The sequence below is a fragment of the Legionella nigrisilvae genome, assembly GCF_977063395.2.
On sequence record NZ_CDRUGZ020000027.1, the window covers coordinates 1,111,105 to 1,124,438 of the forward strand.

The window sequence follows — 13,334 nt, forward strand, 5'->3', positions numbered from 1 at the left end:
CGCTTCACCAGGCTATAATTTTTCACCTAAACCGCAGTTTGGAGTTAAAATGAACGATCAACAGGTAGTTGTAGTGAACCATCCATTAATTCAGCATAAATTAACAATTATGCGCCGAAAAGATACCAGCACCGTCAAATTTCGTACTCTAATGCATGAGATTAGCATGTTGCTCGCTTATGAGGTTACTCGTGATTTAGAAATGGAATATGAGGAAATTGAAACACCTTTAGCGACAATGAAATCCCCTGTTTTAAAAGGAAAAAAATTAGTTTTTGTATCCATATTGCGTGCGGGTAATGGATTAGTCGATGGGATGTTGCAACTTGTGCCTACCGCACGAATCGGCCATATTGGTTTGTATCGGGACCCTAAAACCCTTGAAGCAATTGAATATTATATTAAACTTCCAGAACATACCCGAAATCGTGATGTGATTGTAGTTGATCCCATGTTAGCTACGGGAAATTCTGCCATCGCTGCGGTTAAAGAAATTAAAGCAATCGAGCCTAAATCGATTAAATTTCTCTGTCTGCTCGCCTCACCTGAAGGCATTGCAGCATTTCATGAAGAGCATCCAGAGATTCCCATTTACACGGCTGCAATAGACCAACAACTCAACGAGAAAGGCTATATTATTCCAGGCTTAGGTGATGCAGGAGACAGGCTTTATGGAACAAAACTAGAATATTAATTATTGAAACATCCGTGCCGGGGCGGATCCTGTTGAAATATTAGCTTCACAGTGTTAATATTGAACACAGTGTTCGGTATAAAGGATGTTTTTAATGTCGTCAAATGAAGCTGCAGCAATACGTTCACCCCTAGCAGTTAGTAAAAAGTTTTCATGGACAAAACATGATACCGTATGGATGTTAAGTCTTTACGGTACTGCAGTCGGCGCCGGAACCCTTTTCCTCCCCATAGATGCAGGACTTAATGGGATCTGGCCCTTAATAATAATGGCCATCCTTGCCTTCCCTATGACTTATTTTTCACATCGCGCCCTATGCCGCTTTGTCTTATCAGGTTCTTCCACCCAAAATGACATTACCGAGGTGGTTGAAGAGCACTTCGGTAGTTTTGCAGGAAGGATATTGACGGGCTTGTATTTTTTTGCAATTTATCCCATTTTATTGATGTACAGTGTAGCAATAACTAATACTACCGAAAGTTTTATTGTGAATCAGTTAGGTATGTCCGCACCACCTAGAGCACTTTTAGCCATAATCCTGATTCTGGGACTCATGGCTATTGTCCGTTTTGGACAAGAAATAATTGTTAAATCAATGTCCTTATTAGTTTTTCCTTTTGCAACAACATTATTATTTTTGTCTATTTATTTAATACCCAACTGGAATAGTGCTATTTTGCAACAAAGCAACTCTTTACATGCCAATGGGGGACATGGATTGTTAATGACGCTCTGGTTAGTTATTCCGGTAATGGTTTTTTCTTTTAATCACTCACCTATTATTTCTTCTTTTGCGGTTAATCAAAAAAAGGAACACGGTATTGATGCAGACAGTAATAGCCTTTCGATCATGCGCTACAGCCATCTACTCATGGTCTTTTCGGTGATGTTCTTTGTATTCAGTTGTGTTTTTAGTCTCTCACCTCAAGACCTTCTACAAGCAAAACAACAAAATATTTCGATTTTGTCTTATCTTGCAAATCATTTTAAGACTCCTCTCATTGCTTGTATTGCCCCTATTATCGCTTTTATTGCAATTTCTAAATCGTTTTTTGGTCATTATTTAGGGGCTAAAGAAGGTTTGAGCAGTATTATTGTCAATTTCCTAAAACAAACGGGAAACAAGATAAGTCCCTGTAGGTTACAACGAATCATAGAAATTTTTATGGTCATTACCTGCTGGATTGTTGCAACAATCAATCCCAACATTTTAAAAATGATAGAGACTCTAGGTGGACCAGTTATTGCTATCCTGTTGTTTATTATGCCTATGTATGCAACAGCTAAAATTCCTGCAATGAAAAAATATCGCACCCATGTGGTAAGTAATTTATTTACAACGATAATGGGTATCATCTCTATTTCAGCAATAATATACGGCTTGCTGTAAAAAAAGCATAACCCGGGTATAAAGCATAACGAAACCTCGGTTATGTTACCCAGAATGCTATTTCCATTCCTACGAAAATATGAAACAATTTATGACAAGCTTATCCAATACTATTTTCGATGCACGTTGAATTTCAGCACGTCCCTATAGAAAACATCCAAGCGGGGCAATATCAACCCAGACAAGATTTTAATGACATCGCATTAAAAGAGCTCGCCCAATCAATTGCCTCTCAGGGTTTGATTGAACCCTTAATCGTACGAACTATTGCAAAACAGCGTTATGAAATTATTGCTGGAGAACGACGATGGCGTGCTGCAAAAATAGCAGGATTGCACACAGTGCCCTGTTTAATAGGAAATTATAGTGACAAACAAGCATGCGCACTCACCCTAATTGAAAACATTCAACGAGAAGATTTAAATTTGATTGAAGAGGCAAGCGCTTATCGGCGTTTGATTGATGAGTTTCACTACCATCAAGATGAAATAGCTACTTTAGTAGGAAAATCGCGCAGTCATATTGCCAATATTATTCGTCTACTCAGTTTAAGTGAATCAATAAAAAATTTAATTCGGGATAAAACCTTATCTTTGGGGCATGCGCGAGTTCTCGTAGGATTAAATCCAGGCCAACAAGAGTATTTAGCCCAACAGACTATAGAGCAAGAATGGTCAGTGAGACAGTTGGAACAAGCAGTTAAAACGCAAAAGAATAAACAATTTTCAACTCCCCAAAATGCTAAAAGAGATCGGGACATTGAGCGATTACAAGCTCTATTGGCAGAGCAAGTGGGAGCGCCTGTGCAAATAATAAACGATCATGGCGATGGCGGATGGTTACAAGTTAAATTTTTTGATAATGATACTCTCGCAGGACTTTTGGAGCGATTGGGCTTGAGATATGATTAAACTAACTTATCAATTTTTTATTCAACACGTGATAAAGCAAAAGGAACGATATCAATGAAAAGGACCTTAACTGGCGCGTTTTTATTAGCCTTATCAGCACTATCACAGGGTGCCAGTATCCAAAGCGAAGTAGATAAGCTAATTAACCGTATCAATCCGAATGTTAATCTCGGAATTGTCGTTCTTGACTTAACTTCTGGCCAAACCTTATATCGCCGGAATGCAGCGCGTTTGTATATCCCTGCAAGTAACATGAAGCTTTTTTCAGAAGCAGCTGCTTTGATGGTTCTTGGGCCGGATTATCGCTTCAAAAACCAATTGAATATAAGTGCGGGTAGCATACAACAAGGTGTACTCCAGGGTAATGTTTATGTGCAATTAAGTGGAGACCCTTCATTTAGCCGTAATGATTTAAATACGCTACTTTACTCGCTAAAAGAATGGAATATCCATACCATCCAAGGTAACGTGTACATAGATAGCAGTTTTGCTGAAGTTTCCCCTTATCCCCCAGGTTGGTTAACATCCGATTTATCCTACAGTTATGGGGCTCCCAATGCCCCCGTAATGGTTGACTCTAATCGTTTGACGGTCACTGTAAATCCAGGGGCGCAGGCTGGAGATCCGGCGATCGTGGAAGCAGACGACGGTGGTGGCGCTATCACCTTAAATAACCAGGCTACAACAAAAGCCAACACCCAAGGGTGTGGTGTAGGTTTTAGTTTAGATCAAGACAATCATTTAACAGTTCGTGGTTGTGTCGGAGTTGGACAGTGGGCCGTACAACAAAAATTGGCTATAAAAAACCCTTTAATGTACACTCAAGCCATGATCAAAAACCAACTGCTAAAAGCCAATATACAACTGAACGGTCAAGTACAGTTAGGCAAAACTCCCGCAGGTTCTTTGTTAATTGCGACCCAACACTCTAAACCCGTATCCCAATTGATGGCAGATACGTTAAAGCCCTCTGATAACCTCTATGCAGACAGCCTTTATTTGCATGCTGCTGAAAAGCTCAAAGGGGCACCCGTAAACTGGCGAGGAGCCGAGCCTTTAATCAAAAATTTTTTACAATCACAGACTGGAATCGATTTTTCGAATGCGATTTTTACTGATGGATCGGGCTTATCACGATACAGTTTAGTAACTCCTGAGCAAACCATTTCACTTTTAAAATTTCTATACCAACGTTTTCCATTATCTTATGAATATATTTCCGCATTACCTATTTCTGGACGAGATGGTACCTTACAAAAAAGATTTCGGATTCCTATCCAACAAGGTTTTGTGCGGGCTAAAACCGGTACCATGACCGGAATAAATAGTCTTTCAGGATATTTATATACTGCCAATGGTCATACGTTGGCTTTTGCAATGTATGTCAATAGGCAACCAGGAAAAGCCTCCGGACCAGGACGACCCGTATTGGATGCAATTATTACTTATTTTCTACAGAAAAACCCGGAAAGTAGTCGTTTGAGTCGAGTTTTTTCACCGCACCAGCGCATTAGTTTTCAATTAAATCCTACCCAAGCTGAAAAACAAAAAGTACATCAAGCCCGATGGAGACGTTTGGAGTCTGCGATTCGAACAGCGCTGAGAGGGCAACCTGTTAATATAGTGTATCGAGGTAATGAACTCATAGTAAACGATAACCAAGCGGATCCTGGAAAAGTATGGGCAACATTGCAATCCGTAGTAAAAAAATATCCTTTTGCAGTCATGTTGTCTTCTAAGACACTACCGATTAATCCTTCGGGTAGACCTACTTTACTGTGGATACAAGCGCCAGAGATGCCCAATCAAATACAAAGAGTATGGAGTATTCGCGAAGCGGCTTAGGAATGAATCATTGGGACACGCAACGAAACTTGAGAAACCTTAATTCTATAAGTTTCGTGACCCAACCTAAATGATTTAATATACATTATATTCTTTAGTAAATAGCAATGGAGATTTAATTGAATTCACTTGTTCAAATTATTCTACTGGTTTTTTGCTTTGTCCATTCTCTGTATGCGGCCCCAAGTTTTTTAACAATTAGTGATATTCATTACGGCAGTACAAATCAATCTCGTGATGGAGAGGATACTGGGCCAGAATTTCTAAAAATTACCATGAAGGAATATGAAAAACTAAGTAAAAAAGTAGACTTCATTCTTTGCTTAGGTGATTTACCCACTCACTCTTTATTTAATTCACCTAAAAAAGGTGAGTTTGAAAAAACTGTATTTGATGAATTATATGAGAACGATAAGGATCTGAAACCTATTTTTTACATTGCAGGGAACAATGACTCTTTACTTGGTAATTACCAACCCTTCGAATCAAATGGCGTTTCTCCATTAAATTTTGCTACGGACTGGGATGGAGCTTGTGCTCACTGTAAAGGATTAATTATAGATGACAGTCATATGTATCAAGATGGATATTATTCGAGTTATGTAATCCCTGGGGATAAAGAAATTATTTTGATAGCCTTAAATGCAACTCAATGGACAAGAACACCTATTCTTTCAAAGTATACAAATCAGGAGCATGATGCTTTAACTCAACTTTCGTGGCTGAAACAACAATTAAAAAAACATCACGCCAAACAACTTTTAATTGCTATGCATGAACCACCTGGAACTTCATATCGGGGGGAGCCTATTTGGCATGAACCTTATCTGCAAGAATTTATAAGCATATTAAACAACAATAAAAAATCATACGGTGAAATCACTCTACTTACCTCTCATACGCATATGGATGGATTTAGAAAAATCCATTTAAATGATGGAAGTAATATATATGCTTATTCTAATCCAGCTGTTAGCCGTATTCATCACAATTACCCAGCGATGAAAATATTTAGCCTGGGTAATAATTTAAAAATAAAAAATTTTACTACTTATTATACAAGTGATCCAAACAGTTGGAACAACCAACAATATCAGGCGCTTAATTCTAATGGATCAATTTTTCCGCATTGCCACCAGACGCTATCTCAATGTTTGAATAAGTTAAATACTGAACACGTATGTAATTATTTAGATAGAGGTTCGTTTATTGGTGTAAAAAGTCCTACGGTACCTAATCAAGAATGCAAAAAAATATATAAAGTTTCCTGATTGACAAATTCATCAATCGACTCTAACTTTGATCGGTTATCATTAAAGGACTAAAATATGAAAGCTTTATATACTGCAACAGCACGAACCCACGGCGGCCGTAATGGTCATATAGAAACCTCCGACGGATTATTAAGGCTGGACCTCGCCAAACCCCAGGAATTAGGTGGTCAAGGCGGTGGTACCAATCCAGAGGAATTATTTGCTGCAGGTTATGCAGCATGCTTTGAGAGTGCAATGCGTCATGTTGCCAGTTTACAGAACATTCCTCTGCAAGATGTCTCAATTCTCTCTCAAGTCTCTTTGTATCCCACACCAGAAAAAGGATATAAGCTTGGAGTTGAAATGCATACCCACATTAAGGGTTTAAATCAAAAAGAAGCAGAAAAATTAGTAGCTGAAGCTCATACAATTTGCCCTTATTCGAATGCAATTCGTGGGAATGTTGATGTAAACTTCAAAATAAGCACTGAGTAACGACTCCTTTACCGAGTGAAACTATTGAGCCTCAAAATCCCGGGTTTTCGCTGCACGTACCCGGGAAGGATGTATATTGAATCATATTACGAGCTGCTTATGCTTCATATTTTCTGCAACCACTCTACTTAGTTCACTTATATAATCTTCAGGATAAGTTGTTTTCTTACATGCAAAAAAATCAAAAAATGAACTATTGCGTTTTATCATTTTCATATTTTCAGTATCTTGGGTAAATGCTTTAATAGAAGCCTCGATCTCCTGTAAATTCCCACTTTGGCACTGTAAATTAAAAATAAATTGTTTTAAAACTCACGTCGCTCCTACGGGATGCACAAAATGATTGTTCTAAGCTGATGGCACTTCGATGAAGATTATTTATTATCTTTACTACCTCCGCAGGCAAATGGGCATAAGGTGCAGATGAAAATGGATGTGTGGCATCTTCTGCATCTTTACAACATTTTTTACTGGTTCCGGGGGAATAAATTGGAAAATCGCGTTATATGCCTCTTTAAATTGTACTGCTAACCAAGTATGAGTATCCATAGTTGGATGTATGTCATCCCAAAACATATAACCATCCGCTGGAGAAATATGTTCTTTTTGGTGCATCAGATTTTTTTGACTTTGTTTAAATTCTTCCGACTCAATAAAGGGTGATGCTAATTTAATTTTATCGAACCCATACTCTTCGCAATGAGTATAAATTTTTTCAAATTGCGTACTGACATTAAAAACTGAAAGATGCAAAGGAGTATTTGAATAATTATATTTTTCAATAACTTGCTGGACTTTAGCTGTCAATTGTTTATTAAAATATTTCGAGCATTTGGCAGCATTTTCTTGTTCCTTAGTACTTTTTTTCCTAAATCTTGGAGTTAACGACAGATCGGGAAGATTTAATAAAACAAAATTCCGATAACCTTGTTGAATCAAATTCTCAAAATTTTCCATTCGTGCATTAACCAAATCTCTAATCCTATTGCAAAAAAACTCGAATAAGACTCAGTTGCAACTCAAAATCTCCTAAAACCTAATCCTGATCATGCTCAAGGAAGAGATCCGAAATAATTGATTACAAATGGTTCAAAAGATAATTCAGAATCGAAACGCTGTATTTGCACTACTTCTTTTATAAAAATCGGTTAATAGGCAACAAAAAAAACACTAGGAAAAAAATTTCCCATGAGGCAAATATTTAATGGGAATTTTATATTGGTTGATTGGACAGTTCCTGATACTATAAATTTATTTGTCGAAAATTGTCTATGAAAAACAAACAATTTGATCTTATTGTTCTCGGTGGTGGTAGTGGCGGGATTGCCAGTGCTGTGCGAGCCGCCAAATATGGAGCCAAGGTTGCTGTAGTAGAGCCAAGCTATTTAGGGGGTACCTGCGTCAATTTAGGATGTGTCCCCAAAAAAATCATGTTCAATGCGTCCATGATTAATGAAATGATACATCATGCGCCTGAATATGGCTTTTCTCTTACCGCAACAAAACTTGACTGGAACACTCTAGTTATTAAACGAAATGCCTACATAGAGCGACTCAGAGAAAATTACGCAAAACGTTTTACCCAATGCAACATCACTTTAATTCAAGGTACTGGGGCTTTTGTCAATCCGCACTCAATTCAAGTAAATGACGAGCAATATCAAGCACAACATATCATCATTGCAACAGGTGGCGAACCGTCCTTACCCACGATCCATGGCGTTCAACATGTTATTGACTCTGATGGTTTCTTTGCTTTGTCTAAACAGCCGGAAAAAGTAGCTATTATTGGGAGTGGATACATCGGAGTCGAGCTGGCAGGCGTATTAAACGGGCTCGGAAGTGAAACACACCTATTAATGAGAGGTACAAGACCTTTATCCCGCTTTGATAATATCCTAGGGGATACCTTAATGGAGGTTATGCAACAACAAGGTATTCATATTCACTCAAATCATAAGGCAAAAGAAATAAACTTGCATAGTGATGGTAGAAAATCAATCGTATGTTGTAGTGGCTCGATAATTCAAGATATCGATGTCATTATTGCTGCTGTGGGAAGGAAACCCAGAACCTCTGGCCTAAACCTGGAAAAAGTACATGTTACCACTGATGCACAAGGTTTGATTTTGGTCGATCCTTTCCAGAACACTAGTACTCAGGGGATCTATGCCCTAGGTGATGTAACCAATGCCCCCGCCCTTACTCCTGTAGCAATTGCTGCAGGCCGTCGTTTAGCAGATCGTTTATTTGGCCAACAACCCGAAGCTTGCCTGAACTATGAGAACATTAGCACCGTAATCTTTAGCCACCCACCCATTGGAACAGTTGGTCTTAGTGAGCAGGAGGCTATTGAACAATACGGTAAAGAGCAAATTAAAACCTATCAAACTCGTTTTAATCCAATGTTTGAAGCATTTGCTGAAGAAAAGATACCTACCGTGATGAAATTAGTTACCTTAGGTAAAGAAGAAAAAATTATTGGGTTGCATGTCATTGGCTTAGCAGCGGATGAAATGCTGCAAGGCTTTGGGGTGGCAGTCAAGATGGGTGCCTGTAAAAAAGATTTTGATAATACAGTTGCCATTCATCCCACAAGTGCAGAAGAATTTGTGACTATGGTTTAATAATATGAATGATTCTATTCGCAGTTTTCAAGGTAAATCTCCATCATTAGGACAAAGAGTATACATTGATCCTAAATCAGTTCTCATTGGGGATGTGTCCCTTGGGGACGATGTATCTGTTTGGCCCATGGCTGTTTTACGTGGGGACGTTAACTCGATTAAAATAGGTAATGCGTGCAGTATTCAAGATGGGGCAATTTTACATGTGACTCATGATGGTCCCTATTCTTCAGGAGGACAACCGCTAATTTTAGGCCAAGGAATTACAATTGGGCATCAAGCGGTATTACATGGGTGTATCGTTGACGATTTTTGTCTTATTGGGATGGGCGCATTAATTTTGGATGCTGTACATATACCCCATCATGTTATGGTCGGTGCGGGCTCTTTAGTTTCACCTGGAAAAGTACTCGAAAGTGGTTATCTATATCTTGGAAATCCTGCTAGGGCAATCAGAAAATTAACCCAGCAGGAACTTGAAATGTTAGAATACTCAGCACAACATTATGTACGTCTCAAAGATAAACATTTGGCATCCTTATAAGGTATCACTCCTGAGCCAGGTAAAACCCTTAAGAAAACCAAGTTTAGCCCACTACAACGGCCCAAAACTCTAAATATATATGCTGCGATGTTGCCTACTTCATTTCCACCCAATCGCTGAAAAAACTTGTAAAAATTTCATCTAAAATAAAAGAAAAGATAGGGATAAGATGAAATGACTCAAACGCCTTTGGAAGCAGAAATATTAAAAACCGAAAAACTAAGAACCACAATTTTAGCTACTATTTTCAGTTTATTATCCCTCATGTGGATAACATTTATCATACATTCCCCCGAAATATTTTTTCGTATTGCGAACATCTCCGCCTTGCTTTTACCTAGCTATTTAGCGTGTGTTGCACTCTATTTTTTTATGATGCGTAAAGTTATTTGTTGGCATATAGTTCATAAGAAAAATTTGCCTATCGTTCTTCGATACATGAATGCGTTTATTGAAATGAGTGTTCCAACATTAGGGCTGATTATCGCTACAACATTTCAAACACCAGTGTATGTGCTTTTAATGCCACCTATCTTACTTTACTTTCTTTTCATCATTCTTTCGTCATTAACGCTGAATGAATGGATATGCCGATTTTCAGGATTGATTGGAGCTCTTGAATATGGGGGGCTTTCTTATTACGTACTAAATTATACTAACACCGAAAATATTGATTACTATTTAGTTGCATGGTTCGCTTTTGCTGCGCGTGGATTCATGATATTAATCGCAGGAATTGTCACTGGTTTTGTCACCATGCAAATTAAAAAGCAGCTTCTTACCGCATTTGACGCTCAGGAGGAACGGGAACGAATTGAAGAGATTTTTGGCAAGCATGTTTCTCCAGAAGTTGTAGCTAAGTTGTTATCAGAAGATGCCAATTCAAGCGAATACCTCCCTGTTTGTGTCATGTTTTTGGATATAAGAAATTTTACTCATTTTACCGAACAAAATGAACCCGCGGTAGTTGTGGAGTACCTCAATAAACTTTTTAAATATATCGTAAAAATCATTCATGACAATAAAGGAATTATTAATAAATTTTTAGGGGATGGTTTTATGGCGGTATTTGGTGCTCCGTTATCCAGTGGGAATGATGTAGCTAATGCAGTAAATGCAGCATTGGCGATTATAAAACGCACGGAAGAAGAAGTAAAAAAAGGTAACCTACCCAATCTAAAATTAGGAATTGGCCTACATTTTGGTGATGCAGTAACAGGCACTATAGGGACCAAAAAACGTCAGGAATATACTATCATAGGAGACGTAGTAAATTCTGCTGCTCATATAGAACAACTCAATAAAATATACAACACAAACATTCTCATCTCTGAAGATGCAATTAAGAAACTACCTGACTTCAAGGGTGAATTTGTGGGTGATGCCACTTTAAAACATCGTGATAATCCGATTAAATTATACCGCCTAAGTTGAAACTTCATTGGGAAAATATAAATTAGGAACATAGTAACGGTATGATTGATATCTCATTCTATCTTCCTAAAACTAAAGTATAGAGGTGTCATGTAAATTTAAAGACTAGGTTGAGAGATCCTGGGTTCTGGGAGGTTCACTTGCTTTGATTGTTTCATAAGGCCATGTGCTCTAAGCAATTCTGCATTATTTACTTTTGCAGACTCTTCTTTAATTATTGTCTGCTCGTGTTTATCTAACTCTTCTTCCATTTGCTCTATAAGAAGCTGTAAGCGAGTATTTTTTTCAGCCAGTTCTAATTGGATTGTCTTTACATCTTCCATTCCATTTTCTAAAGCAATAAGTCGTTTATTAATTTTCATTTGTTATCCCTACATATTTTTTAAAATTCATTTCAATATCCATGGACTTATTATCCAGATAAAAGATGGATAATAGTAACAATTAGTGAACTTTAACTCGAGTTACTCCAGAAATTTTCATCACTAAATCCTCGGTATACGCTGTGGAGGGGGTTTGAAAACCAATTGGAGCATTTCCTGATAAAACGTTTTGCATAATTAGTACTGTAGATAAAGCAGTCAGTGAATAACCATTAGGTGTAGTTATTAGGGCAGCAGACTTATCCCCTGCACTATTGACTACTTCACCATAGATTTTGACCACTGAATTTTGTCTTTGCTCTTCAGTAGGTCCAGCAGGTAATTGATTGATTTTATGTATTATATACTTTTTAATTGGCGCACAATTAAAAAGCCATTTAAATGAATTAATTACATTTTTAAATTTAATCACTTTTCTAGGTAAAGCCATATAAGTTTCTATATGTGGAATTTGGGTAGACCACCATGCTGAAGCTAAATCCCCCCAAGAAATCGTGGTACATAACATCTTCTTTGGAGTACCAAAATCAAAAAAATGGCTCTTCCAACCAAAAGGAGCTTTTTTTAAAACTCCATTATCTCGAATCAGACTCCCTTCAGGGATATCTTCTACCATTGTTTTGGCTGTACCGTGAGAGATACTTAAACCAGCATGTCCGTTAAATGATGCAATAGCAAGTACTAATCGGTTTGCGTCTGGCAAACAACGTTTTAAGTAAGCGGCCAAACAGTCACTTGGTACCACGTCAAACCCAGAACCAGGAAGTAACATAACCCCATTTCTAAGCGCTTGGTCATTCATTGCCATCAGTTCCTCTATTACCCTGGCCTCGCCGGTAATATCCAAGTAGTGAGTCTTCACATCAAGACATGCCAGTGCCATATTTTTGTAAGTATGTTTGAATGGTCCAGCACAATGAATGACAGCCATAAGATCGTGGAGCCCTTTTTTGGTTTGTTCCAGATCATCCACATCAAATACTCGGTATTCCAAATTTAAAGCGGAGGCTTGATGTTCTAATTTCTTTTTATCTCTTCCTCCCAATATCGGTTTTAATCCTTGCTGCACACTTAATTGCGCAATCAAGTTACCCGTATATCCATAAGAGCCATAAATTAGGAAGTTGTTCTTTTTCATAAGCTACTCAAATATTTGTTTTATCCAGTGTATCTCGATAACTATCTTTTATCGAGGTTGAGGTTGAAGTTCTGAAAAAATGATAAGGATTAAATCGTGAGACTCATTAAGGCTACAATTTTATCCGAGAATCACAAGTGTAGACGCTCAATGGAACGAATGAGCTTAAAAAGATAATAAGTTGGTAGTTTCTGAAATTTTTAGCAAAAAAAAAGCGGCTTAAAGCCGCTTTCAAGAATAAAACCCTGGCGATGACCTACTTTCACATGAGGAAACCTCACACTATCATTGGCGCGGTCTCGTTTCACTTCTGAGTTCGAGATGGGATCAGGTGGTTCCAAGACGCTATGGTCGCCAGGAAAACTGTTTATGCATAATGGGGGCTATTATACCCGAATTATGCTTTAGGTAAATAAAGAGGTGCACATTTTTTTGTAAGTGAGGTCAAGAACCTCACTTTAATACTTTTAAACTTGTATCTGGAGCTATGAAATGAAGTAGCTCAGATTATATGGTCAAGACAATCAGCCAATTAGTACAAGTTAGCTTCACACATTACTGCGCTTCCACACCTTGCCTATCAACGTTGTAGTCTTCAACGGGCTTCAAGGGAAAACTCA

At 38.0% G+C, this 13,334-nt stretch carries 12 protein-coding genes and 2 rRNA genes; 9 read left to right on the forward strand and 5 right to left on the reverse strand.

Features of this window, described 5'->3' with window-relative positions; genetic code table 11:
* Positions 1-49 precede the first annotated feature (49 nt).
* The 6 genes from upp to ACWTE2_RS22260 all read left to right on the forward strand — a co-directional run bounded on the left by upp (position 50) and on the right by ACWTE2_RS22260 (position 6,588).
* Positions 50-694 (forward strand): uracil phosphoribosyltransferase, encoded by a 645-nt coding sequence (upp, locus tag ACWTE2_RS22235; protein WP_454784406.1) that lies wholly within the window; start codon positions 50-52, stop codon positions 692-694.
* A 94-nt stretch (positions 695-788) separates the two neighbouring features.
* A complete protein-coding gene (locus ACWTE2_RS22240) occupies positions 789-2,084 on the forward strand; it encodes a serine/threonine transporter (protein WP_454784407.1) in 1,296 nt (431 codons plus the stop codon).
* A gap of 119 nt (positions 2,085-2,203) precedes the next feature.
* Complete coding sequence (locus tag ACWTE2_RS22245; protein WP_454784408.1) at positions 2,204-2,995, forward strand: ParB/RepB/Spo0J family partition protein; 792 nt, start codon at positions 2,204-2,206, stop codon at positions 2,993-2,995.
* A gap of 54 nt (positions 2,996-3,049) precedes the next feature.
* The gene (dacB, locus tag ACWTE2_RS22250) at positions 3,050-4,840 is read left to right on the forward strand and encodes a D-alanyl-D-alanine carboxypeptidase/D-alanyl-D-alanine endopeptidase (RefSeq protein WP_182391400.1); all 1,791 of its coding nucleotides are present in this window, start codon (positions 3,050-3,052) and stop codon (positions 4,838-4,840) included.
* A 119-nt stretch (positions 4,841-4,959) separates the two neighbouring features.
* The gene (locus tag ACWTE2_RS22255) at positions 4,960-6,111 is read left to right on the forward strand and encodes a metallophosphoesterase (RefSeq protein ID WP_454784409.1); all 1,152 of its coding nucleotides are present in this window, start codon (positions 4,960-4,962) and stop codon (positions 6,109-6,111) included.
* A gap of 57 nt (positions 6,112-6,168) precedes the next feature.
* A complete protein-coding gene (locus tag ACWTE2_RS22260) occupies positions 6,169-6,588 on the forward strand; it encodes an organic hydroperoxide resistance protein (RefSeq protein ID WP_454784410.1) in 420 nt (139 codons plus the stop codon).
* 390 nt (positions 6,589-6,978) lie between these two features.
* On the opposite strand, the gene ACWTE2_RS22265 is transcribed toward ACWTE2_RS22260, so the two are convergent.
* Complete coding sequence (locus tag ACWTE2_RS22265) at positions 6,979-7,560, reverse strand: SGNH/GDSL hydrolase family protein (RefSeq protein WP_454784411.1); 582 nt, start codon at positions 7,558-7,560, stop codon at positions 6,979-6,981.
* Between the two features lie 299 nt (positions 7,561-7,859).
* On the opposite strand from ACWTE2_RS22265, the gene gorA reads away from it, so the two are divergent.
* From gorA to ACWTE2_RS22280, 3 genes are all read left to right on the forward strand, one after another.
* Complete coding sequence (gorA, locus tag ACWTE2_RS22270) at positions 7,860-9,215, forward strand: glutathione-disulfide reductase (RefSeq protein WP_454784412.1); 1,356 nt, start codon at positions 7,860-7,862, stop codon at positions 9,213-9,215.
* Positions 9,216-9,219: 4 nt separating this feature from the next.
* Positions 9,220-9,759 carry a gamma carbonic anhydrase family protein gene (locus ACWTE2_RS22275; RefSeq protein WP_454784413.1) on the forward strand — a complete coding sequence of 180 codons (540 nt, stop codon included), beginning with the start codon at positions 9,220-9,222 and terminating at the stop codon, positions 9,757-9,759.
* Positions 9,760-9,933: 174 nt separating this feature from the next.
* Positions 9,934-11,193, forward strand: coding sequence for an adenylate/guanylate cyclase domain-containing protein (locus ACWTE2_RS22280; RefSeq protein WP_454784414.1), 1,260 nt, complete (start codon positions 9,934-9,936; stop codon positions 11,191-11,193).
* A 98-nt stretch (positions 11,194-11,291) separates the two neighbouring features.
* Here the strand turns inward: ACWTE2_RS22280 and ACWTE2_RS22285 are convergent, their stop codons facing one another.
* The 4 genes from ACWTE2_RS22285 to ACWTE2_RS22300 all read right to left on the reverse strand — a co-directional run.
* On the reverse strand, positions 11,292-11,555 hold the full coding sequence (locus ACWTE2_RS22285) for a hypothetical protein (protein WP_454784415.1): 264 nt from the start codon (positions 11,553-11,555) through the stop codon (positions 11,292-11,294).
* Between the two features lie 82 nt (positions 11,556-11,637).
* Positions 11,638-12,714, reverse strand: a complete 1,077-nt coding sequence (locus ACWTE2_RS22290; RefSeq protein ID WP_454784416.1) for a saccharopine dehydrogenase family protein — start codon at positions 12,712-12,714, stop codon at positions 11,638-11,640.
* A gap of 243 nt (positions 12,715-12,957) precedes the next feature.
* Positions 12,958-13,073, reverse strand: a 5S ribosomal RNA gene (gene rrf / locus ACWTE2_RS22295).
* A gap of 152 nt (positions 13,074-13,225) precedes the next feature.
* Positions 13,226-13,334, reverse strand: a 23S ribosomal RNA gene (locus tag ACWTE2_RS22300); the annotation flags it as partial.

What these genes read in the sequence shown, in the direction of transcription:
- upp (WP_454784406.1), top strand. Translation starts at nt 50, where the DNA reads ATGAACGATCAACAGGTAGTTGTAGTGAACCATCCATTAATTCAGCAT.
- dacB (WP_182391400.1), top strand. Translation starts at nt 3,050, where the DNA reads ATGAAAAGGACCTTAACTGGCGCGTTTTTATTAGCCTTATCAGCACTA.
- ACWTE2_RS22245 (WP_454784408.1), top strand. Translation starts at nt 2,204, where the DNA reads ATGCACGTTGAATTTCAGCACGTCCCTATAGAAAACATCCAAGCGGGG.
- ACWTE2_RS22280 (WP_454784414.1), top strand. Translation starts at nt 9,934, where the DNA reads ATGACTCAAACGCCTTTGGAAGCAGAAATATTAAAAACCGAAAAACTA.
- ACWTE2_RS22275 (WP_454784413.1), top strand. Translation starts at nt 9,220, where the DNA reads ATGAATGATTCTATTCGCAGTTTTCAAGGTAAATCTCCATCATTAGGA.
- ACWTE2_RS22285 (WP_454784415.1), bottom strand. Translation starts at nt 11,555, where the DNA reads ATGAAAATTAATAAACGACTTATTGCTTTAGAAAATGGAATGGAAGAT.
- gorA (WP_454784412.1), top strand. Translation starts at nt 7,860, where the DNA reads ATGAAAAACAAACAATTTGATCTTATTGTTCTCGGTGGTGGTAGTGGC.
- ACWTE2_RS22240 (WP_454784407.1), top strand. Translation starts at nt 789, where the DNA reads ATGTCGTCAAATGAAGCTGCAGCAATACGTTCACCCCTAGCAGTTAGT.
- ACWTE2_RS22290 (WP_454784416.1), bottom strand. Translation starts at nt 12,714, where the DNA reads ATGAAAAAGAACAACTTCCTAATTTATGGCTCTTATGGATATACGGGT.
- ACWTE2_RS22260 (WP_454784410.1), top strand. Translation starts at nt 6,169, where the DNA reads ATGAAAGCTTTATATACTGCAACAGCACGAACCCACGGCGGCCGTAAT.